This is a genomic window from Caballeronia novacaledonica, from assembly GCF_900258035.1.
In the GTDB taxonomy this organism is placed as follows: Bacteria; Pseudomonadota; Gammaproteobacteria; order Burkholderiales; family Burkholderiaceae; genus Caballeronia; species Caballeronia novacaledonica.
This window is the reverse complement of the sequence record NZ_OGTP01000001.1, coordinates 246,795-268,959: the sequence shown is the minus strand read 5'-3', so window position 1 is coordinate 268,959 and position 22,165 is coordinate 246,795. Positions and strand designations below refer to the sequence as shown.

The 22,165-nt window shown below is 64.0% G+C and carries 23 protein-coding genes; 4 read left to right on the top strand and 19 right to left on the bottom strand.

Going from position 1 to position 22,165, the window contains the following annotated elements; all coding sequences use genetic code 11:
- Nucleotides 1–27: 27 nt before the first annotated feature.
- Nucleotides 28–1,314 carry a Zn-dependent hydrolase gene (locus NOV72_RS01210; protein WP_106852751.1) on the bottom strand — a complete coding sequence of 429 codons (1,287 nt, stop codon included), beginning with the start codon at nucleotides 1,312–1,314 and terminating at the stop codon, nucleotides 28–30.
- Nucleotides 1,315–1,690: 376 nt separating this feature from the next.
- On the opposite strand from NOV72_RS01210, the gene NOV72_RS01205 reads away from it, so the two are divergent.
- Entirely contained in the window at nucleotides 1,691–2,386 is a 696-nt protein-coding gene (locus NOV72_RS01205) for a TetR/AcrR family transcriptional regulator (RefSeq protein ID WP_106852750.1), read from the top strand.
- A gap of 153 nt (nucleotides 2,387–2,539) precedes the next feature.
- Here the strand turns inward: NOV72_RS01205 and NOV72_RS01200 are convergent, their stop codons facing one another.
- The 17 genes from NOV72_RS01200 to NOV72_RS01120 form a co-directional block, all read right to left on the bottom strand.
- Entirely contained in the window at nucleotides 2,540–2,848 is a 309-nt protein-coding gene (locus NOV72_RS01200; RefSeq protein ID WP_106853217.1) for a DUF4148 domain-containing protein, read from the bottom strand.
- 314 nt (nucleotides 2,849–3,162) lie between these two features.
- The gene (gene hutG, locus NOV72_RS01195; RefSeq protein WP_106852749.1) at nucleotides 3,163–3,966 is read right to left on the bottom strand and encodes an N-formylglutamate deformylase; all 804 of its coding nucleotides are present in this window, start codon (nucleotides 3,964–3,966) and stop codon (nucleotides 3,163–3,165) included.
- Nucleotides 3,967–3,974: 8 nt separating this feature from the next.
- The gene (locus NOV72_RS01190; RefSeq protein WP_106852748.1) at nucleotides 3,975–5,354 is read right to left on the bottom strand and encodes a formimidoylglutamate deiminase; all 1,380 of its coding nucleotides are present in this window, start codon (nucleotides 5,352–5,354) and stop codon (nucleotides 3,975–3,977) included.
- Nucleotides 5,351–5,929, bottom strand: a complete 579-nt coding sequence (locus tag NOV72_RS01185; RefSeq protein WP_106852747.1) for a HutD/Ves family protein — start codon at nucleotides 5,927–5,929, stop codon at nucleotides 5,351–5,353. Before NOV72_RS01185 ends, NOV72_RS01190 begins: the two co-directional genes overlap by 4 nt.
- A gap of 5 nt (nucleotides 5,930–5,934) precedes the next feature.
- Nucleotides 5,935–6,630: a histidine utilization transcriptional repressor HutC gene (gene hutC / locus NOV72_RS01180; protein ID WP_106852746.1), complete on the bottom strand. Its 696-nt coding sequence runs from the start codon at nucleotides 6,628–6,630 to the stop codon at nucleotides 5,935–5,937.
- The gene (hutH, locus tag NOV72_RS01175) at nucleotides 6,627–8,156 is read right to left on the bottom strand and encodes a histidine ammonia-lyase (RefSeq protein WP_106852745.1); all 1,530 of its coding nucleotides are present in this window, start codon (nucleotides 8,154–8,156) and stop codon (nucleotides 6,627–6,629) included. Before hutH ends, hutC begins: the two co-directional genes overlap by 4 nt.
- 122 nt (nucleotides 8,157–8,278) lie before the next feature.
- Nucleotides 8,279–8,758: a GNAT family N-acetyltransferase gene (locus NOV72_RS01170; protein ID WP_106852744.1), complete on the bottom strand. Its 480-nt coding sequence runs from the start codon at nucleotides 8,756–8,758 to the stop codon at nucleotides 8,279–8,281.
- A gap of 162 nt (nucleotides 8,759–8,920) precedes the next feature.
- Complete coding sequence (crcB, locus tag NOV72_RS01165; protein WP_106852743.1) at nucleotides 8,921–9,298, bottom strand: fluoride efflux transporter CrcB; 378 nt, start codon at nucleotides 9,296–9,298, stop codon at nucleotides 8,921–8,923.
- A 33-nt stretch (nucleotides 9,299–9,331) separates the two neighbouring features.
- On the bottom strand, nucleotides 9,332–9,550 hold the full coding sequence (locus NOV72_RS01160) for a hypothetical protein (protein ID WP_106853216.1): 219 nt from the start codon (nucleotides 9,548–9,550) through the stop codon (nucleotides 9,332–9,334).
- An 88-nt stretch (nucleotides 9,551–9,638) separates the two neighbouring features.
- Complete coding sequence (locus tag NOV72_RS01155) at nucleotides 9,639–10,463, bottom strand: M55 family metallopeptidase (protein ID WP_106852742.1); 825 nt, start codon at nucleotides 10,461–10,463, stop codon at nucleotides 9,639–9,641.
- Nucleotides 10,460–11,470, bottom strand: coding sequence for a DmpA family aminopeptidase (locus NOV72_RS01150; protein WP_106852741.1), 1,011 nt, complete (start codon nucleotides 11,468–11,470; stop codon nucleotides 10,460–10,462). Before NOV72_RS01150 ends, NOV72_RS01155 begins: the two co-directional genes overlap by 4 nt.
- Nucleotides 11,467–12,357, bottom strand: a complete 891-nt coding sequence (gene gsiD / locus NOV72_RS01145; RefSeq protein WP_106852740.1) for a glutathione ABC transporter permease GsiD — start codon at nucleotides 12,355–12,357, stop codon at nucleotides 11,467–11,469. The genes NOV72_RS01150 and gsiD overlap by 4 nt, the downstream gene beginning before the upstream one ends.
- Before the next feature lie 7 nt (nucleotides 12,358–12,364).
- Nucleotides 12,365–13,285, bottom strand: coding sequence for a glutathione ABC transporter permease GsiC (gene gsiC, locus NOV72_RS01140; RefSeq protein ID WP_106852739.1), 921 nt, complete (start codon nucleotides 13,283–13,285; stop codon nucleotides 12,365–12,367).
- A 47-nt stretch (nucleotides 13,286–13,332) separates the two neighbouring features.
- Entirely contained in the window at nucleotides 13,333–14,880 is a 1,548-nt protein-coding gene (gsiB, locus tag NOV72_RS01135; RefSeq protein ID WP_106852738.1) for a glutathione ABC transporter substrate-binding protein GsiB, read from the bottom strand.
- Nucleotides 14,881–14,905: 25 nt separating this feature from the next.
- A complete protein-coding gene (locus NOV72_RS01130) occupies nucleotides 14,906–16,798 on the bottom strand; it encodes a dipeptide ABC transporter ATP-binding protein (protein ID WP_106852737.1) in 1,893 nt (630 codons plus the stop codon).
- On the bottom strand, nucleotides 16,795–17,760 hold the full coding sequence (locus tag NOV72_RS01125) for an isoaspartyl peptidase/L-asparaginase family protein (RefSeq protein WP_106852736.1): 966 nt from the start codon (nucleotides 17,758–17,760) through the stop codon (nucleotides 16,795–16,797). The genes NOV72_RS01130 and NOV72_RS01125 overlap by 4 nt, the downstream gene beginning before the upstream one ends.
- Entirely contained in the window at nucleotides 17,757–18,731 is a 975-nt protein-coding gene (locus tag NOV72_RS01120; RefSeq protein ID WP_106853215.1) for a MurR/RpiR family transcriptional regulator, read from the bottom strand. Before NOV72_RS01120 ends, NOV72_RS01125 begins: the two co-directional genes overlap by 4 nt.
- 219 nt (nucleotides 18,732–18,950) lie before the next feature.
- Here NOV72_RS01120 and NOV72_RS01115 point away from each other — a divergent pair, with 219 nt between their 5' ends.
- Nucleotides 18,951–20,216, top strand: coding sequence for a mechanosensitive ion channel family protein (locus NOV72_RS01115; RefSeq protein ID WP_106853214.1), 1,266 nt, complete (start codon nucleotides 18,951–18,953; stop codon nucleotides 20,214–20,216).
- A gap of 186 nt (nucleotides 20,217–20,402) precedes the next feature.
- Nucleotides 20,403–21,395 (top strand): LysR family transcriptional regulator, encoded by a 993-nt coding sequence (locus NOV72_RS01110; protein ID WP_106852735.1) that lies wholly within the window; start codon nucleotides 20,403–20,405, stop codon nucleotides 21,393–21,395.
- Nucleotides 21,396–21,408: 13 nt separating this feature from the next.
- On the opposite strand, the gene NOV72_RS01105 is transcribed toward NOV72_RS01110, so the two are convergent.
- Nucleotides 21,409–21,705 (bottom strand): YciI-like protein, encoded by a 297-nt coding sequence (locus NOV72_RS01105; RefSeq protein WP_106852734.1) that lies wholly within the window; start codon nucleotides 21,703–21,705, stop codon nucleotides 21,409–21,411.
- Nucleotides 21,706–21,854: 149 nt separating this feature from the next.
- Here NOV72_RS01105 and NOV72_RS01100 point away from each other — a divergent pair, with 149 nt between their 5' ends.
- Nucleotides 21,855–22,091: a hypothetical protein gene (locus NOV72_RS01100; RefSeq protein ID WP_146149933.1), complete on the top strand. Its 237-nt coding sequence runs from the start codon at nucleotides 21,855–21,857 to the stop codon at nucleotides 22,089–22,091.
- The last annotated feature ends 74 nt before the right edge of the window (nucleotides 22,092–22,165 follow it).

Sequence of the window (22,165 nt, the reverse complement as noted above, 5' to 3'; positions counted from 1 at the left end):
ACGTGAGATGAAAGAGCGCTGCCTGCCTTATGAAGCCGAAGCCGGTTCCGACGCGCGTTCGAGCATCGCGTGCAGCAGCACGTTCGCGCCCGCCTCGATCCACTCCAGTGTCGCGTCTTCGATTTCGTTGTGGCTGATGCCGTCGACGCACGGCACGAACACCATCGACGTCGGCGCGACCTGCGAGAGATAGCACGCATCGTGGCCCGCGCCCGACACCATGTCGCGATGCGAATAGCCGAAGCGCTGCGCCGCCGCGCGCACCGATGCGACGCACGCGGCATCGAACTTGACGGGCTCGTAGTAGAAGATCTGTTCGAGCTCGGTCTGCAGTCCGATCTCGCCCGCGATACGCGCGACGCCCTCGCGCAACGCGGCGTCCATGCGCGCGAGCACGGCGTCGTCGGGATGACGGAAATCGACCGTGAAGAACACGCGGCCCGGAATCACGTTGCGCGAGTTCGGATGCACCTGCATCATGCCGACCGTCGCGCAGGCGAGCGGCGCATGGTCGAGGCCGATGCGGTTCACGAGATCCACCACGCGCGATGCGCCGAGCAGCGCGTCCTTGCGGCGCGGCATCGGCGTCGGGCCCGCGTGCGCCTCCTGGCCCGTCAGCGTGATCTCGTACCAGCGCTGGCCTTGCGCATCGGTGACGACGCCGATCGTCTTGTCCTCGGCTTCGAGAATCGGCCCTTGCTCGATGTGCAATTCGAACGCCGCATGTAGCTTGCGGCCGCCGCACGGCAGATCGCCCGCATAGCCGATGCGCTTCAGTTCCTCGCCGATCGTCTTGCCGTCGACGTCCTTGCGCGAAAGACCGTAATCGAGCGGGAACACGCCCGCGAACACGCCCGATGCGACCATCGCGGGCGCGAAGCGCGAACCTTCCTCGTTGGTCCAGATCACGACTTCGATCGGATGCTCGGTCTCGATGCCGCGATCGTTGAGCGAGCGGATCACTTCGAGCCCGCCGAGCACGCCGTAGATGCCGTCGAAGCGTCCGCCCGTGGGCTGCGAATCCGCGTGCGAGCCGGTCATGACGGGCAGCGCGTCGGGGTTGCGCCCGGCGCGGCGCATGAACACGTTGCCCATCTGATCGATGCTCACCGTGCAGCCCGATTCTTTCGCCCAACTAACGATGAGATCACGCCCTTCGCGGTCGAGATCGGTCAGCGCGAGGCGGCACACGCCGCCTTTGGGTGTCGCGCCGATTTTGGCCATCGTCATCAGGCTGTCCCAAAGACGTTGAGCATTCACCTGGATGGACGTATCGAGACCAGCCTCTCTGATTGCATCCGTTACGACGTTCATTCGCCTCGCTCCTTACGATCGACTTCGTATGTGAGTGACTTCGTTTCGTGCATGCCGGGCGCTGGCGGTGCGACGCTGCACGCGCCTGGTGCAAGCTTTCTGTTATGCGATGAATGATGCGAACGACACGCTTCTTCGGTGCTGCGAGCGCTTTTCAAATCCTGTCCAGTTGGACAGGTTGTAGCCGATTAAAATAAGCAAATCAACGTCTTTCGTGTGCGGACAAACACGGAGCGAAACAAAGCGATAAGCGTGCCATTGCAATGCAGCACCCACAAACATTAGGCGCGGCGGCATTTTCGACGCGATGCAGCGCCGCGTGCATGAACGGCGCGAATGAGGCACGATGCGGCACACACGGCAGAAAAATTCGACGATGAGACACGACGACGCGCCTGACGGCATCACCGAACGCGAACATTCCGCGCCACCTTTGCGGCGACGCAAGGCGCAGATTCGCGAGAGCAACGAAGCGCAGCTTCTCGCATGCGCCGAAGCAGTGTTCGCTGAGAAAGGACTGGAAGGCGCAAGCACGGCGATGATCGCCGAACGCGCCGGATTGCCGAAAGCCAACCTGCACTACTACTTCCCGACGAAGCTCGCGCTCTATCGACGCGTGCTGGAAGATCTGTTCGAGGACTGGCATCGCGCGGCGGATACCTTCGAATGCAGCGACGATCCAGTGGAAGCGATCGGCGGCTATGTACGCGCGAAGATGGAATTGTCGAGACGCAGGCCGCTCGGCTCGAAGGTGTGGGCGAGCGAGATCATCCACGGCGCGCATCACATGCAGGACATTCTCAACGAACGCGTGAAGCCGTGGCTCGACACGCGTGTCATCGTTATCGAAAGCTGGATCGCGCGCGGTCTGCTCGCGCCGGTGGAACCGGACACGTTCATGTTCATGATTTGGGCGATCACGCAGCACTACGCCGACTTCGACGCGCAGATCCGCGCGTTGAAAGGCAAGCGCGCGCTCACGCGCAAGGCCTTCGATGAACAGACGGAAGAAGTCGTGCGCCTCGTGATTCGCGCGTGCGGCGCGGTGTCGCCGCGCGTCGAAGCTCAATAAAAAACGCCGGCCGCTCGATAGCGGCCGGCGTTCGACTTGCTGCTTCACTGCTACTGCTTTTCTCGCAAGATATTGCTACTGCCAACGCTTGCTGCACCATCTACCGCTACTGCTCACTGCTACTGCCTGGTCGAGCGTTCGAGCGAACGTCGATTAGTTGCCGAAGTAGACCGAGTTGCGGCCCGACATCGGTGCGCTGACGCGAGCGCCGGAGTCCGACGTGCCGGCGGTCGAAGGACCGTAAGCCGATCCGCCGTTCTCGGCATGCACGCGCGCTTCTGCAGCCTGGATGTTTTGCGGATAGTTCACGCGATCCGTCGACGGGTTGTAGCCGGCCTTTTCCAGTTGAACCAGTTCCGCGCGCACTTGAGCGCGGGTCACCGTGCCGTTGCTTTGCGCGAACGCGAAAGTCGGAGCGGCCAAAGCGGTGGCGATGACGAGTGCGGGAACGAATGCCTTGATCATGATGAACCTCCAGTAGTCTTGTTTTGAAATCGAAACCAAATCGGAAGCTTTTTAAGTGGTTTCTGATTTCGTTTCGCTTGAAGACAAGTGTAGGAGGCAGGCATCCTAGGGGAAACCCCGATTTTCACGAAACATAATTGTCTGGACTGCAATAATGCGTTTCGCAGGATGAAGCGCGCGCGTCCGGTCGCGACACCAACCAAGTCATTGTTTTTGCTGCATTAAACACTCAAGCGCGTCGTGAGTGTAATCGATTGCAGTCTATTCGTTATTACGCCAGCGCCAGCCAATCGCCATGCGGGCGTCAGCTTCTACGCGGTCGTCACGTACTTGAGCGCGCTCGTCAGAAGGTCGCGCAGCAACGGCTGAATCGCATTCGCCTTGGTTTCGTCGTAAGCGAACGGCGAGGATTCTTCCATGTAACTACTCTGCGTCAGCTCCAGTTGAACCGCGTGAACGCCCGTCTCAGGCTGGCCGTAACGCCGCGTGATGTAGCCGCCTTTGAAGCGGCCGTTTGCCACCGTCGAAAAGCGGCCGTCGCGCTCGACGATCTCCGCAAGATGCTCCGCCAGCCCCGGCGCCGCCGACGCGCCATCGGCCGTGCCGAAGTTGAAATCGGTCAGGCGGCCGTCGAAGAAACGCGGCACCACCGAGCGGATCGAATGCGCTTCCCACAGCAGCACGCGGCCGTGCGCCTCGCGCAGCGCGTCGAGTTCGCCGGCGAGCGCATCGTGATAAGGCTGCCAGTACATCGCGCGGCGCGCATCGATCTGCTCGCGCGACGGCTCGTGGCCCGGCTTGTAGAGCGGCGCCTTCTCGAAGGTATCGACCGGACACAGGCCAGTCGTGTCGCGGCCGGGATAGAGATTCGCGTCGTCCGGCGGACGGTTCAGATCGACGACATAGCGCGCATATTCCGGCGTCAGTATCGATGCGCCCAGCTCGCGCGCGAACGCGTAAAGCCGTTCGAGATGCCAGTCGCAATCCTCGGTGAGCTTCGCGATGGGCGTCATCTCGTCGGCGAGCGCGCAGGGAATGCTCGTGCCCCGGTGCGGAATCGAAATCAGCAGCGGCGCGCGGCCGCGTTCCAGCGTGAAAATCGAAGACTCGTTCATGGATGACCTCAGTCGAGCAAGCCGCGCAACGCGGCGCGATAGCGCGCAAGCGATTCGTCTTCCTGCGCGTGACGGCGCGCGTCGATCACCTTGCGGCCGGACACGAAAACATCGCGGATCGGCGTATCGCCATGTTCGCAGAAGACGACGCTCGACAGCCACGTCTCGGGCGCATGTTCGCCGATGCCCGGATGCGCGTCGTCGAACACGAGCCAGTCGGCGCGCATGCCCTCCGCGAGCGCGCCGACCGGCCGGCCGGTCGCGTGCGCGCCGCCGTCGAGCGCGGCATCGAAAAGACGATCGGCGGGACGGCTCTGCGTCGGCGACGCGAGCACGTTGCGCTGCTGGCGCCACAGGCGCTGGCCGTATTCGAGCAGACGCAGCTCGGAACGCCAGTCCACGCCGACATGACTATCCGAACCGACGCCGATACGCCCGCCCGCATCGAGATAATCGCGCGCCGGAAAGACGCCGTCGCCGAGATTCGCTTCGGTCGTGAGACACAGGCCAGCGACCGCGCCGCTCAGCGCAAGCCGCGCGCACTCGTCGGCGTCGACATGCGTGGCGTGCACGAGGCACCAGCGCTCGTCGACATTGAAATGGTCGAGCAGCCATTGCACCGGGCGATGCCCCGTCGCCGCGATGCACGCCTCCACTTCGGCGGTCTGCTCCGCCACGTGGAGATGCACCGGCGCGTGGCCGAAATGCGCGTCGAGCCCTTCGAGCACCGCCGCGAGCGATTCGCCCGACACCGCGCGCAACGAATGCGGCGCGACGCCGTAACGCCGCGCGCCATTCTCGGGCCGCGCGCGGGCGAGTTCTTCGATAAGCGCGAGCAGCGTGTCGGGCGTGTTGAGAAAGCGCCGTTGATCGTCGCGCGGCGCGATCTTGTTGAAACCGCCGTGTTCGTACAGCACCGGCAGCATCGTGATGCCGATGCCCGCGCGCCCGGCCGCATCGACGACGTGCTCGGCGAGTTCCGCGCGATTCGCATACGGCGCGCCGCCGGGCGCGTGATGCACGTAATGGAACTCGCACACCGACGTGTAGCCCGCTTTCAACATCTCGATATAGAGCCAGTGCGCAATGTCCGCGAGCGATTCCGGGCCGATCCGCGCGGCAAAGCGATACATCAGGTCGCGCCAGCTCCAGAACGTATCGGCGACGCTCGCGCGATATTCGGTCAGGCCCGCCATCGCGCGCTGGAATGCGTGCGAGTGCAGGTTCGGCATGCCGGGCACGACCGGCCCCTTCGCGCGCTCGACGCCCGCGGGCGCCGCGCTGTCGGGCTCGACGCGCACCAGCGTGCCGTCGTCGTTCCATTCGAGCAGCACGTTGCGCCGCCAGCCGCCGGCGAGGCGCGCGTGATCCGCGAAGAATGCGTTCATGTTCCCGTCTCCGTTTTTATGTCGATGTGCAGCCACGACGTCTCGTCCGACGCGTCGCATTGCAACCCGGCTGCATGATCGAGACGCAGCGTGTCGCCCGTTTCGAGCGTATGGCGCGTGTCGTCGGCGGCTTTGATATGGACCCTTCCGCGCACGCAGAAGATGAACGTCAGATCGTGACCGGCGCCGAGCGAATGCGAACCGCGCCGGACATCCACGGCTGCGCGGGCGCGATCGCGGCGCACCATCACGTTGAAATCGCGCGTCGGGCCGTTTATCAGCGTCGCGTGAATCGGCGTTTCGCCGGCGAAGCGCGCGATCGCGAGCGGCGCATCGAGCGTATGCACGCGGCCGTCCGCTTGCGTGAGACGCATGCCCGCGCCGTCGAGCAGCACGAGCACGCGATCGACGCCCGCGAAGGCCGAGAACGCGCCATCGGAAGCCACGTCCGCCAGCGAAAGACGCCACGCGAACGCATCGAGCGATGCGCCCGCCGGTCCCGCCGCGATTTCGCGCGTCACGCCGCCGCCATTTTTCCAGGACGTGGCCGCGAGCGAATCGGCACGAATGATCATGGCGTTCAGAAGTGCCCCGTGAATTGATAACGATCGCCCGGATGCCAGAGATTCGCCACCGATGCCACCGCGTCACGCGACCACGTGCGGCGATGCAGCAGCAGACACGGCTCGTGCTCCGCCATCGCGAGCGCGAGCCGGATCTCGGCCGGCGGCACCGACGCCTCGATTCGATACTCGACGCGCTGCAACGGCGCGGCGGTCATCAGGTACTGGTTCGGCGTGATCGCCGTGAAGTCCTGGCGCGCGTATTCCGGCGCGAGCGCGGGGTTCACGTAACGCTCTTCCATCTGCACCGGCTCGTCGTTCTCGAAGTGCAGCACGCGCGAATGAAACACCGGACTGCCGAGCGTGAGATGCATCTCGCCGGCGAGCGATTCGTCGACGATCGACGCGCCCAGATGCAGCACCTGCGCGCTATACGTATGACCGCGCGCGACGATTTCATCGGAGATGCTGCGAATCTCGACGAGCGTCGACGCATATTTCGGCTGCGCGACGAAGGTGCCCGCGCCCTGCACGCGCGTCAGCACCTGTTCGGAGGTCAGTTCGCGCAGCGCGCGGTTCACGGTCATGCGCGCGACCTTGAACTCGCGTGCGAGTTCGTTTTCGGAGGGCACCTGATCGCCCTCCTTCCATTCGCCGATATGAATGCGCTGGAGAATGTAGTCCTTGATCTCCTGATACGCAGGCGTGCTCATACAGGCTGTTCCGACGCGAACGCGAACGGGCTGTGCCGCGCGATCGCGCCTTCCTGCACGAGCGTCGCGATCGCGGCGATGTCCGGCGCGAAGTAGTGATCGAGGTCGTAATGCGCCACGTGCGCACGCAGCGTCTTCATGACTTCGAGCAACGGCGCGCTCGTCTGATGCGGCGCACGCAGATCGACGCCCTGCGCCGCCGCGAGCAGTTCGATCGCGAGAATGTTCGCCGTGTTGCTCGCGATATCGCCGAGCTTGCGCGCGGCGAACGTCGCCATCGAGACGTGGTCTTCCTGATTCGCGGACGTCGGCAGCGAGTCCACCGATGCCGGATGCGCGAGCGTCTTGTTTTCCGACGCGAGCGCCGCAGCCGTCACGTGCGCGATCATGAAGCCCGAGTTGACGCCGCCATCGCGGACGAGGAAAGGCGGCAGGCCCGAGAGCGTCGCGTCGATCAGCAACGCGATGCGCCGCTCCGCCAGCGCGCCGATTTCGGCGGCGGCGAGCGCGAGGTTATCGGCGGCGAACGCCACCGGCTCCGCGTGGAAATTGCCGCCCGACAGCACTTCGCCGGTGTCCGGGAAGATCAGCGGATTGTCCGACACGGCGTTCGATTCGATCAGCAGGACGTCGGCGGCGTGGCGCATCTGGTCGAGGCACGCGCCCATCACCTGCGGCTGGCAGCGCAGGCTGTACGGGTCCTGCACCTTCTCGCAATCCGCGTGCGACAGGTTGATGCCCGAGCCCTTTAGCAGCGTGCGGTACGCCGAGGCCGCTTCCATCTGCCCGCGATGGCCGCGCAACTCGTGGATGCGCGCATCGAACGGGACGACCGAGCCCGCCGCGGCATCGACCGACAGCGCGCCCGCGACCAGTCCGGTGCGAAACAGATCTTCGATCGCGAAGAGGTTGTACAGCGCGAGCGCCGCGGACGCTTGCGTGCCGTTCAGCAACGCGAGGCCTTCCTTCGCCTGCAGCGTGAGCGGCTTGAGGCCTGCGACCGCGAGACCGTCGAGCGCACTCGCGCGTTCGCCGCGAATCGTCACTTCGCCGATGCCGAGCAGCGCCGTCGACATATGCGCGAGCGGCGCGAGATCGCCCGATGCGCCGACCGAGCCCTTGACCGGGATGACCGGCAGCACGTCGGCGTTGAAGAGCGTGATGAGCGCGTCGATAACTTCGCGGCGGATGCCCGAATGACCGCGGCCGAGGCTAGACAGCTTGAGCGCCATCAAGAGGCGCACGACCGGCCGCGACATCGGCTCGCCGACGCCCACCGCGTGAGACAGCACGAGATTCTTTTGCAGCAATTCCAGTTGATCGGCCGGAATGTGCGTATTGGCGAGCCGCCCGAAGCCCGTATTGATGCCGTAAGCCGGGTCGCCCTTCGCGGCGATCGCGGCGACGGCGCGCGCGCTCGCGTCGATGGCGTCGAAGCTGGCGGGATCGAGTTGCAGCGGGTCCGAACCACGCGCGATGCGGCGCAGTTGCGGGAGCGTCAGTTTTCCGGGCGTAAGCGTGATCATGGTTCGTCCTGTCTATACAAGTTAGACTCAAGTCTAAACGGGCTCGAAGGACGAAACAAGGGGATATCCGGGATATCACTAGGATCATCCCGGAAGATTCATGCGTCTTGTCTATACAGATTTCACAGATCTAGCACTTTTTCCATCACGAACTGAACGAAGCGCTGTTCACGCACGATGACCGCCCGCGCCAGGAGCATGGTGAAGCCGCAATACTCGAAGAACGGCCGTGCCGTGACGCTCGAGTAAGTGTGCAGCGTGGTCAGGCCGGCTTCGTCGGCTTCGGCCTCGATGCGCGCGAGCAGCGACGTCGCCACGCTTTTGCGCTGATGCAGCGGATCGACGAACATCATGTCGATGAGGCCGTTCTTCTCGAGATCGGCGAAACCAGCGAGTTCGCCGTCGACGAGACCGACCCAGGTCGGGCGGCTCGCGCGGCCGAGTTCCCACTCGTCGCGGTCGGCTTGCGCCCACGCCTCGATCTGCGCTGCGGTGTAATCGGCCGACGCCGTTTCGCGAACGGCGCGTTGGAACAGATCGATCACACCGTCGAGATCGCTCGCACGATACGGTCTGACTTCGATGAGCGGCAGGCCTTGCATTTCATCACCTTCGTTGCTGTCAAGAGAAAAAATCGCTGCCTAAGCAGCGCGTGTCTTGCGTTGAAAACGCGGAAAAAAGTTGTACGAATGAACTGGAACCAGCGGGTGCAAACGTCCGAATCGCAGGAAATCGAATGGCGCAATGGCGTGGTCGGGAGTCCTTCAGGAAGCCACGGCGACCGTCGCGATGCCGAGCGCGGTCATCAGCAGCGACGCGCTCACGTGGATCGCGATTTCAGCGAGCGCCCAGCCGAGCCGCCCTTGCTGCAAATGCGCGACCACTTCGGCCGAAAACGTGGAAAACGTGGAGAGCCCGCCCATCAGCCCGGTGATGATGAACAGGCGCCATTCCACCGAGATGTCCGGAGCGCGCGCGAAAAAAGCGACCGCCACGCCGATGATGTAGCCCGCGATGACGTTCGCCGCGAACGTGCCGAGCGGCAGATTAGGAAAAATCGCATTCAGGCGCAGGCCGAGAGCCCATCTGAGCAGCGATCCCAGCCCGCCGCCGAGCCCCACGGCGATGATCGACAGATACATGAGTTGTGTGAAATCGATTCGAAATTAACTGCGCTATGTCTCGCGGGCGAGCCGGTCGATCAGCGCGCCACGGCTCGTCTCGACGATCCAGCCGGCCCGGTGCCGCACATGCGCCGCCCACGTGCCGTCGCGCCGCGCTTCCCAGCATCCGGCATCGCGGCCGTCGATGAAAAGCGAGCCGCGCACCACGAGTTGAGGATCGGCGGGATCGAGCACCTCGTCGTCATTGTGTTCGAGCTTCACCGTGTGCATGAGCGTCGTCTGCAAAAAGACGTCAAAACTGAACCAGTTTTCTGAAGGGCTCCATTCTAACGATACTCGCAGCCCTTGGATCAACCCCTCACCGTATCATGAAGGACATTGCCGACAGGCAATTGAGTATGCGCACGACATGTTCGGCGGAAGACGCGTCGAAGGCGAGCGTCACGGCGTCGATGCGTTCGAGCGTCGGCCATTGGCAGAACAGATCGGCGAAAGCGGTCGACTGAGCGCGCAGTTCGCAGCGATGTTCGGTGACCGGCGCACGTTTCGCATGAGCCGACGACGCCGCCGCTTCGATCGTCTCGCGCGCGGCGAGCCGGATTGCGTCGCATGCGGCGGCGGGCGTTTCGGTGATGCCGCTCGAATAGCCGTGCGCGGTTTTCACGCAGAGAAAGCGCGCGTCGGGGAATGCGAGCAGCGTTTCGGCGCCGAACACGTCGTCGCCCGTGAGTAGCGCGACGCGCGCGCCATGTTCCTGCGCGAGCCTGCCGTAGAGCCCGGCCTCGCCGACTTCCTCGTCATCGAGCGTGACGCGCGCGAACGCGGCGCTGTTGATCGTATGCGCCAGAATGCCGCGACTCTGCGCACGCGCGTGATAGCCGATCATGAAGACCACATCCGGCGATGCTTCCAGCCCCGCCATCATGCCGAACGTGCGCGGCTTGCCGAGCACGAGCCGCGCACGCGAATCGATCAGATCGGGCATCAGATTGCGAAAGCCGCCGTGCGAATCGTTGATCCACACTTGCGACGCGCCGCCATCGAACGCGCCCTGCGCAGCCGCGTTTGCTTCGTGCGTCATCCAGCGGCGCGCCTGCTCGTATTCGACGTTGCCCGGGCGCGTCTGCTCCGGGTGAAACACGCCCGCAACGCCTTCGATATCCACCGAAATCAGCACTTTCATGGTCTTGTTCTCAATGCGTCCTTGAGCGATATGCGCCGATGGCCCTCGCGTCCGGCGACCGTCTCCGCGCTGAAGAGCGCATCGAGGATCGCGTGTTCGATGCCGTCGGCGGCAGCCTGAAAGAGCGGATCGAGCCGCGCATCGCTGACGAGCGGCGGCATCGCGATGTAGTCCGAATCGTGCGGCACGGTGTAGGCGGTCGTGAAAGCCAGCGCGATATCGCCGCTGCCGTGACCGTACACCGAGCCTGTGCGCGCGAGACCGGCGGCGGAGCGCATCGCGAGACGGCGCAACTGACGCGCGTCGAGCGGCGCATCGGTTGCGATCAGCATGATGATCGAGCCTTGCTCGGGCCGGGCGTTCGCCCCGGTTTGCAGTGTTCGTCCGACCGCTTCGCCCGCGACGATCAGTTGCGGCAATCTGCCGAAGTTGGCCAGCACGAGCGCGCCGGTCGTGTATACGTGCTCGTTGATCCGCACGACGCGCGACGCCGAGCCGATTCCTCCTTTCAGTTCGAAGCACGACATGCCGCGCCCCGCGCCCACCGCGCCGCATTCGAAATCGGCGCTGCATGCATCGAGCGCGCTCATGTAGTGCGCTTCGTGAATCGCGAGCGCCTGCATGTCGTTGAGATAGCCATCGTTACATTCGAACACGAGCGGATTCACGCTCGGATCGTCGCGTCCGATGCGCGGATTCGAAGCGATCGCCGCGCGAATCTGCGCATTCGCGATCGTGCCGACGCCGAACGTGTTGGTCAGCGCAACCGGCGTTTCGATCACGCCGAGCTCTTCCACCTGCACGAGCCCGACGCTCTTGCCGAAGCCGTTGATCACGCACGCGGCGGCCGGCACCTTGTCGCGATACACGTCGCCATCGTGCGGACGAATCACCGTGACGCCCGTTTGCACCGCGCCCTGGGCGAGCGTGCAATGACCGACCGTCACGCCCGCGACGTCGGCGATCGTGCCGCGCGGCCCGGCTTCGAGCGAACCGATAGGCATCATGGCCGGTCGAGCTTCGGATCGAGCGCGTCGCGCAGACCGTCGCCAAGCAGATTGAAGGCGAGCACCGTGAAAAAGATCGCGAGGCTCGGGAAGATCGCGACGTGCGGCGCGATCGCCATGTCGGCGCGCGCTTCGTTGAGCATCGCGCCCCACTCGGGCGTCGGCGGCTGCGCGCCGAGTCCGAGGAACGAGAGACTCGCCGCCGTGATGATCGACGTGCCGATACGCATCGTGAAATACACGACCACCGATGAAATCGTGCCGGGCAGGATATGCCGCGCGAGGATCGTCCAGTCCGATGCGCCGATGCTCTTCGCCGCTTCGATGTACGTGAGATGTTTCAGCGCCAGCGTATTGCCGCGCACGAGCCGCGCGAATGCCGGAATGCTGAAGATCGCGACCGCGCACACCACGTTCACCATGCCGTTGCCGAGAATCGCGACGACGCCGATCGCGAGCAGAATGCCGGGAAACGCGAACAGCACGTCCGCGATGCGCATCACGATGCGGTCCCACCATCCTTCGTAATAGCCCGCGAGCAAACCGAAGAACGTGCCGATCACCGCGCCGAGCACGACGGAGAGCAGACCCGCCGTCAACGAAATGCGGCTGCCGACGAGAATCCGGCTGAGAATGTCGCGCCCGAGCGAATCGACGCCGAACCAGTGCGCCGCCGAAGGGCCCGCGTTGAGCGCGTCGTAATCGAAATAATTTTCCGGATCGTAAGGCGCGATATACGGCGCGACGATCGCGATCACGATCAGCAGCAGCACGAAGCCGGCCGCGACCATCGCGACATGCTGCCGCTTGAACTTGCGCCAGAACTCCGTCCACGGCGTGCGGATTTCTTGCGGCGCATGCACCGCGGTTTCGGCTGTCACGCTCATCACGTCCTCACTTGAAACGAATGGTCGGATTGATGATCGCATACAGCACGTCCACGATCAGATTGATCACGATGAACTCCAGCGAGAACAGCAGCACTTCCGCCTGGATCACGGGGTAGTCGCGCATCTCGACCGCATCGACGAGCAGGCGCCCGAGGCCGGGCCAGTTGAACACCTTCTCCACGACGATCGAGCCGCCGAGCAGAAAGCCGAATTGCAGGCCCATCATCGTGACGACGGGGATCATCGCGTTGCGCAGGCAGTGCTTCACGATGACCATCGGTTCGTGCACGCCCTTCGCGCGGGCGGTGCGCACGAAGTCCTCGCCGAGCACTTCGACGAACGACGCGCGCGTGAAGCGGGCCATCACGGCGGCCACGGCGGCGCCGAGCGTGATCGATGGCAGCACGTAGCCTTTCCATGTGCCGTCGTCGACGATCGGCAGCCAGCCCAGCTTCACCGAGAATATTTCCATCAGCAGCATGCCGAGCGCGAAGGCCGGAAACGAAATGCCCGACACCGCGAGCGTCATGCCCAGTCGATCCGGCCAGCGATTGCGCCACACCGCCGACACGATGCCGATCGCCATGCCGAAGATCACCGCCCAGACCATGCTCGCGAGCGTGAGCCACAGCGTCGGCATGAAGCGCTCGGCGATTTCCGTCGACACGGGCCGCTTGCTGCGCGTCGACATGCCGAAGTCGAAATGCACGACCTTGCCGAAGAAGCCCACGAGTTGTTGCGGCAGCGGCTTGTCGAGGCCGAGATCCGCGCGCACGAGCGCGACCGTCGCTTCGTCGGCCTCCGCGCCTGCCGCGAGCCGCGCGGGATCGCCCGGCAGCATGTGCACGAAAAAGAACACCAGCACCGCGACGATAAAGAGCGTCGGCAACAGGCCCAACAGGCGTTTGGCGATGAAATTGAGCATCGGATTCGGTCAGATGCGGCCGGGCTAACGCGCCCGGCCGAAGGCGATCACTTGATCGCGATCTCGTCGAAGCTGAACGAGCCGTCGGGCATCACGTACGCGCCGGAAAGACGCTTGTTGCGCGCATACACGACCTTCTCCGTGACGAGGAAGATCCACGGCGCGTCGGCCCAGATGCGTTTTTGCGCGTCGGCGTAAAGCTTTGCCTTTTCGCCGCGATCCGTGGTCGCGAGCGCCTTCGAGAGATCGTCATCGACCTGATCGTTCTTGTAGTACGCGGTGTTGAAAAGCTTCGGCGGGAACGACGTGCCGCCGAGCAGCGGCGAGAGCGCCCAGTCCGCTTCGCCCGTCGACGACGACCAGCCGATATAGAGCATGCGCACGGGCGCTGTCTTCGGATCGGGCGCGCTCTCGATGCGCTGCACGCGCTGCCCCGCTTCGAGCGCCTCGACCGATGCCTTCACGCCGACCTGCGCGAGTTGCTGCTGCACGAACTGGATGATCTTCTGCGCGGTCGTGTGGTTATAGCCCGACCACAGCACGGTTTCGAAGCCGTTCGGATAGCCGGCTTCCTTCAGCAGTTCGCGCGCCTTGGCGGGATCGTATTTCCACGGCCCGAGCTTCGTCGCAAAGTCGACGCCCGGCGGCACGACGCCTTCGGCCGGCACGGCATAACCCGCGAACGCGACCTTGACGAGCGCTTCCTTGTTGATCGCGTAGTTCATCGCCTCGCGCACCTTCGGATTGTCGAAGGGCTTTTGCAGCACGTTCATGCTGACGTAGCGTTGAATGATCGACGGCGCCGCGATCAGATCGACCTTCGGGTTCGCCTTGAGCGTCGCGGCCTGCTCGAACGGAATCGAGAACGCGAAGTCCGCTTCGCCCGTCTGCATGAGCGCGGCGCGCGTGTTGTTATCGACCACGGGCTTCCAGTCGATCATGTCGATCTTCGGCAGGCCCTTCCTCCAGTAGCCCGCGAACTTCTTCACTTTCAGATCGTCGGTCTGCTTCCATTCGACGAACTCGAACGGGCCCGTGCCGACCGGATGAAACGCGATGTCCTTGCCGTATTTCTTGAGCGCGGCCGGCGAAATCATCACCGCCGACGGATGCGCGAGCACGTTGATGAACGCCGAGAACGGAATCTTCAGCGTGATCTTCACCGTGTACGGATCGACCACTTCAGTCGTTTCGATCTTGTTGAAGAGGTTGTAGCGCTTCAGCTTGTTGTCCGGATTCGTCACGCGGTCGAACACGGCCTTCACCGCGTCCGCGTTGAAATCGGTGCCGTCCTGGAACTTCACGTCCTTACGCAGATGAATCGTGTAGACCTTCGCGTCGGGGCTCGACTCGTAGCTCGTCGCGAGCACGTTGCGGATCTTCATGTCCTTGTCGAAGCCGAAGAGGCCTTCGTAGAACGACTTCGCCACCGCTTGCGAGAGCGTGTCGTTGGCGTCGTACGGATCCATCGTCGTGAAGGTCGAGGCGACCGCCATCACGGCGGTGCTTTGCGCGTGCGCGGCGACAGGCGCGAGTGCGGTCAGCGTGGCGAACGCGCCTGCTGCGAGCATCGCGCGCAATTGAAAGGACGGCATCGTTGGACTCCTTGTTGAAGTGCTTCTAGTAAGCGCCGCCAACGTGATGCTCGGCGACAAAATGATCCGGTCCGACTGCAACCAGTTTTGCGACGATCGGCTCATCGCCGAGCTTGCGGATCGGGCTCGGAATCTCGTCGGCGGCGAGCATGCGTTTCGCGTGCCGGCGCGACGGGTCCGCGACCGGCACCGCGCTCATCAGCTTTCGCGTGTACGGATGACGCGGCGCTTCGAACACGGCGGCGCGCGGCCCGATCTCGACGATCTGCCCGAGATACATCACCGCCACGCGATGACTCACGCGCTCGACGACCGCCATGTCGTGCGAGATGAAGAGATACGCGACGCCCAGTTCGCGCTGCAAATCCAGCATCAGATTGACGATCTGCGCGCGCACGGAGACATCGAGCGCGGAGACGGATTCGTCGGCGATCACGACTTTCGGGTTCAGCGCGAGCGCGCGCGCAATCGCAATGCGCTGCCTTTGACCGCCCGAGAATTCGTGCGGATAACGTTGCGCCGCTTCGGGCGGCAAGCCGACCTTTTCGAGCAGCCAGTCCACGCGCGCCTGGGCTTCCTTGCCACTCGCGACGCCATGCACGAGCAACGGTTCCATGACGGAAAAGCCGACCGTCAGACGCGGGTTGAGCGACGCGAACGGGTCCTGAAAAATGAACTGGATATTGCGCCGCAGCGTCTGCAGCGCGTGGCCTTCGAGCTTGCTGATATCGCGTCCGTCGAATTCGATCGAACCGCTCTGGCTTTCGACGAGCCGCAGCAACGAACGTCCAGTCGTCGATTTTCCGCAGCCCGATTCGCCGACGAGCGCGAGCGTTTCGCCCGGACGCAGATCGAAGCTCACGCGTTCGACCGCATGCACCGCCGCCGTCGTGCGGCCGAACAAGCCGCTTTTCACCGAAAAGCGCGTGACCAGATCGCGCACGCGCAAAATGGGCGCGACGGTTTCATCGACGGCGGGCTGCCTTTCTCTCTCGACCGCTTCCGACGGCCGCAACGCGCTCGCATCGTCGGGCGCGACGTCCACCGGCGCCACTTCGAGAATCGGGAATTTCGCGGGACGATCGGTGCCGCGCATCGCGCCGAGCGTCGGCACGGCGGCGAGCAGCGCCTTCGTGTAGACATGCTTCGGCGCATGAAACAGCGTGTCCGACTGCGCCTCTTCCACCTTCTCGCCGCGATACATCACGAGCACGCGGTCGGCGACTTCCGCGACCACGCCCATGTCGTGCGTGATGAAGATCACGCCCATGTTCATCTCGTCCTGCAAACCGCGCACGAGTTGCAGGATCTGCGCCTGGATCGTGACGTCGAGCGCGGTGGTCGGCTCGTCGGCGATCAGGAGCGCGGGCTTGCACGAGAGCGCCATCGCGATCATCACGCGCTGGCGCATGCCGCCCGACAACTGATGCGGATAGCGCGCGAACACGCGTTTCGATTCGGGAATGCGCACGAGATCGAGCAGACGCAGCGCTTCGGCGCGCGCCTCCGAGCGGCTCTTGCCCTGATGCAGCGCGATGGCTTCCGCGATCTGGTCGCCGACCGTGAACACCGGATTGAGCGATGTCATCGGCTCCTGGAAGATCATCGCGATGTCCGCGCCGCGCACGCCGCGCATCGTCGCGGACGATGCCTTCGCGAGATCGAGGACTTGCCCGTTGCGTCGACGAAACGCGATGCCGCCCGATACGATGCGCCCGCCGCCATGCTCGACGAGACGCATCAGCGCGAGCGACGTGACCGACTTCCCCGAGCCCGATTCGCCGACGATCGCGAGCGTCTCGCCGCGATCCACGGTGAACGAGATGTTGCGCACGGCCTCGATCGTGCGCGCGCGCGAGCGAAACGAGACCGACAGATCGCGCACCTCGATGACGCGGGTATCGGGCAAGGTCATCATCGATAGATCGCCGTGACGGGCGCAACGCCCACGCGCGCATAGCCGCGATACATGCCTTCCGTGTTGAACGGCAGCACGACGTTGCCCTTCGCGTCCACGGCGACGAGGCCGCCGCGCCCTTCAATGCGCGGCAGCTTCGTCATCACGACATCGTGCGCCGCGTCTTCCAGCGACAAGCCGCGATACTCCATTTGCGCCGATACGTCATACGCCGCGAGCATGCGGATGAACATCTCGCCCGTGCCGGTGGTCGAGACGGCGCAGGTCGCGTCGTTCGCATAGCAGCCCGCGCCGATCAGCGGTGCATCGCCGACGCGGCCCGCCTGCTTGTTGGTGATGCCGCCCGTCGATGTCGCCGCCGCGAGATGACCGTTCGCGTCGAGCGCAACCGCGCCGACGGTGCCGAATTTCTTGTCCGGATCGATGGGATCGTTGTCGAATGCGAACTTCGTCATCGCATCGTGATCGAGCATCGTGCCCGATGTGCCGCGCGCCTTGAGCCATTGCTGGTGCCGCGCTTCCGTGTAGAAGTACGAAGGATCGACGAGTTCGAGCCCTTGCGCCGCCGCGAACGCTTCCGCTCCCGCCGCCGTGAACATCACGTGGTCGCTCACGTCGAGCACGCGGCGCGCGGCGAGCACGGGATGCTTCACGCGCGTCACGCAACTGACCGCGCCGGCTTCGAGCGTCGCGCCGTCCATCACGGAGGCGTCGAGTTCGTGCGTGCCGGCCGCCGTGAACACCGCGCCGTGGCCCGCGTTGAAGAGCGGACAGTCTTCGAGAAGACGGACCGCTTCGGTGACGGCGTCGAGCGCGCTGCCGCCATCGGCGAGAATGCGCTCGCCCGCGCTCAGGATTTCCGTGAGCGCCGTGTGATAGCGCCCCTCGGTTTCGGCGTTCATCGCGTGGCGCAGGAGCGTGCCCGCGCCGCCGTGAATGGCTATGACTGGTGTGGCGTTCATGTCTCGCGCGGTTCCGTGTGAGTGTGCCGTTTTGCGGCCGTGCGACGCGTTGCGTGGATTGTCTGCGCGCCTTTGGCGATCGACGGCGCGACGAGCCACGGCAACACGAATTCGGTCAGTCCCGATGCCGCCTCGACCGAGCGTTTCGCCCGATGCGCAACGGCATCGCAAAGTGCTTCGATGACGGCGAGCACCGCCGTGTCGCAATTCGCGGCGAGCCTGCGCTCGGCGTGAATCGCGAGCAGCAGGTCGGCGACTTGCGCGAGCGGCGACGCGGCGCTGTCCGTGAGTGCGATGACGCGCAAGCCGTGATCGCGCGCGAGCCGCGCCAGCGTGATCGTGTCGTCGACATAACGCGGGAACGCGATCGCGATCAGCACGTCGCCGCGCGACGCCGTGAAGAGCCTGCGCGCCGCGTGCGACGGCCCGCCCGTCAGCGCGAGCGACTGAACGTTCGCGCAATACGGCGTGAGTCCGTGTTCCATGAGTCCCGCGAGAAACGCGCTCGCGCCATAGCCGATCACGAAGATGCGCGGCGCGGCGAGGATCGTGTCGACGATCGCCCCGGCCTTCGCGCCATCGACGGATGTTTGAGCAAGACGCAGATTCGCCGCCGCCTGCGCGAGCGATGCATCGAATACTTCGGCGCCGCTCGCCGGCGATTCGAGCGCCGTGCGCAAGCGCTCGACCGGCGCGATGGTCGCCTCGAAGCCACGCACGAGCGCCTCGCGAAACGCCGGATAGCCCGAGAAGCCGAGCGCCCGCGCGAAACGATTCGCCGTCGCCACCGACGCGCCCACCGCGCCCGCCAGTTCGTCGATGCGCATCGTCGCGGAGCGGAACAGGTTCGCCAGCACGAACGCCCCCATGCGCCGATGGATCGGCGTGAGCGTCGGCATGGCCGCGGCGATGCGCGCGGCGATCAGATCGTCGGCGCTCGCCGGCGCGTGAACCGATAGTGAACGGGACATGAAATGCGCTGCGCTCTCACGACGATAAAACGCGATGAAAGTATATTTACTCGAAATTCCGGCCAGAAAAAATTCATTTTCATCGAACTCGGGTTTTCGATAAGACGCGCGAGCGCGCCGCGTCCGATGCATCGAACCTGCACGATCATGCACAATACGGGGCGCGCCGCGTCGCGAAGGCGCACGCCGCGTACGCGATTTCAGTTTCGAACGAACGGTATGAATTTCGACTTCCTTCCCGATCCGCTGCCTCACTTTCTCGCCACGCATCCGTGGGCGCAAATGGTCGCGGGTCTCGTCGCGCTCGCGCTGATCGCACTCTTCGTGCAATGGGTCGTTGCGCGCATCGTGCTGTATGTCGCGCATCGGCTGCTCGTGCTCGCCGGTCATCAGAAGTGGGACCGCGCGTTCGTCAGGCGGCGCGCCTATCACCGACTCTGGTATGCGGTGCCGTTCGCGACCGTCGCGCTCGGCATCGACGACGTGCCGCGCATCGGCCACTGGGCCACGGTCATCGGACGCGTCGCGCACGGCGGCGCGTGGATCTGCATTTTCCTCGCCGCGGGCAGCGCGCTGTCGGCGTGGCAGGACGTCTATGCGGAAAGCAAGGAAGCGCAGACGCGCTCCATCAAGGGCTACATTCAGATCGGCAAGCTCGCGCTCGCGCTCGTGTGCGGCGTGCTCGTGCTGTCGATTCTCATCGACCGCTCGCCGCTCTGGATGCTGTCCGGCCTCGGCGCGCTGTCCGCGGTACTGCTGCTCGTGTTCAAGGACACGCTGCTGTCGCTCGTCGCAAGCACGCAACTGACATCGAACGACATGCTGCGTATCGGCGACTGGATCGAAATGCCGCAAGCCGCCGCCGACGGCTTCGTGAAGGACATCGCGCTGCACACGGTCAAGGTGCAGAACTGGGACAACACCGTGACCACCGTGCCGACCTACAAGCTTTTCTCGGAGAGCTATCGCAACTATCGGCACATGTTCGAGTCGGGCGGGCGGCGCATCAAGCGAACCTTGCGTATCGACGCGCAATGCGTGCGCTTTCTCTCCGACGAAGAGACCGAGCGCCTGAAACGCTTTCGCCTGCTGCACGATTATCTGGAACAGAAGCAGACCGAAGTCGATCAGGCGAACCGCAATCTCGGCGAACTCGCGAACGAGCCCGCGAACCGGCGGCGGCTCACGAATATCGGCACGTTTCGCGCGTATGGGCTCGCTTATTTGCAGCGCCATCCGGAAATCCGTCAGGATATGGCGATCATGGTGCGCATGATGGAACCGGAATCGCAGGGTATTCCGGTCGAGGTCTACTGTTTCACCGCGACGACCGCATGGACGCAATACGAGCGCATTCAGGGCGATGTATTCGACCACCTGCTGTCCATCCTTCCGGAAATGGGCCTGCGCCTTTATCAGGCGCCGTCGGGCGCGGACATGACCGGTCTCTCGGGTCGTCTGCGCGGCGAAATGCCGGCGCTGTGATTCACTGAGTTCACGCCTTCAAAAAGAATCAGGCAAGAATCCTCCATTTTTGTGTATTCACGTTGACGCTTCCCGCCTCTACGATCTAACCATCGCCGATGCGCCTTTTTTCCGCAGCTTCATAGCCGCGGCGGAAACGCTTTTTCCGCGCGTCGCCATTCAATCGTCATAAAAGGAAAACTCAACGTGATCGATCGCGTCCATGCCATGCGTGTCTTCACGCGTGTCGTCGATACGAACAGCTTCACGCGTGCGGCCGAGTCGCTTGGCATGCCGCGCGCGAGTGTTTCGACGACCGTGCAACAACTCGAAGCGCTCGTCGGCGTGCAATTGCTCGCACGCACGACGCGGCGCCTGAATCTCACCGTCGACGGCGCCGCTTATTACGAGCGTTGCGCGCAAATCCTCGCCGATATCGACGAACTCGAATCCGGCTTCGGCGCAGGCGAAGAGCGCTTGCGCGGACGGCTGCGCGTCGAGATGCCGGATACCGTCGCGACGTCGATCGTCGTGCCCGCGCTGCCGGAGTTTCATGCGCGTTTTCCGCAGATCGAGCTGTCGATCGGCATCGGCAATCGCAATGTGGACCTCGTCGGCGAAGGTGTCGATTGCAGCGTGCAGTTGGGCGAGTTGCCCGATTCGGGTCTCATCGCGCGAAGGCTCGGCGTGCTCGAACAGGCGACGTGCGCGAGTCCCGCCTATCTCGACAAACACGGCACGCCGGAAACGCTCGACGAACTCGCGCAGCACGTCGCGGTGAACTGCATCTCGGAAAAGAGCGGCCGCCCCGCCGACTTCGATTTCGATGTCGACGGCGAGCCCGTCACCATGAAAATGCGCGGATTCGTGCAAGTCGCCGACGAGCACGCGTACCTCGCATGCGGCATCGAAGGGCTGGGCCTGATCCAGCCGCTGCGGATCGCGGCTCAGCCTTATTTGCGCTCGGGACAATTGCGCGAAGTGCTGCCGCAGTGGAAATCGCCGCCGCTCAAGGTGTCGGTGGCGTTCCTGAAAAGCCGTCAGGCGAGCCCGCGCGTGTCGGTGTTCGTCGACTGGCTCGCGGCGCTCTTCGAGCGTACGCAGCAGATCGACGACACGCTGACGAGCCTCTATCGTTCGGCGCAGCGTCGGGGCCCTACGCGCCGGGATCGTCCGGAGGAAGAAACCGCCGACGCCTGATGTCCGCGTTGCTCTAGCGCACGGGCGTGGCGGCGTTCGTGCCCACGACCGTGTTCCATTTGCGCACTTCCCAGCGTTCGACGAGCCCGTTCGTCACGTACGGATCGCTTTTCGCGAAGTTTTCGGCGGCGGCGGGCGAATTGCTGTGAAACAACAGCATCGCGCGATCCGCGGGCGCATCGAGCGCGCCCGCGAGCACGATGTCTCCCCGCTCGACCGCCGCCCACGCAAGCGCGAGATGCGCGTCGCGAAATTGCGCGCGGCGCTCCAGATAGTCTGAACAGAGTTCGTAAATCAGCAAATAGTGCATCGCCGTCTCCTTTCAGTGGATCAGTGGCGGGTTCATCGGACTAGTTTGTCCTATTTTCGAGACAGAAACCAAGAGTTCAATCGGAAGCGTCTGATCGCCTAACGATAGCGTATCGAAGATCATATGCGCACACTCAAATGGATTCCGCCATGAACCGCAACCAACCTCCCTGCAACGCGTGCCCGAAACACGACTGCCGCACCTGCGCCTGGACGTCGCCGCTCGACGCGTCTTATCGCACGCTCATCCACTCCAATTCCATCCTGTCGTTCGTCGCCCTTTCGGTGAAGGATACGGGAACCGCACCCGCCGAGCCGTCGTGGCTTGGCATCGTCGGCAAGCGCATTCTCAAGTTTTTCTCGGATCCGAGCCTGCGCGCGCGTTGAAAAGCGCAACGCAAATCGCATTGAAGCACCGAATTTCGTAAAGAATTTTGCGCGCTCCTTTTTAGGATAACTGT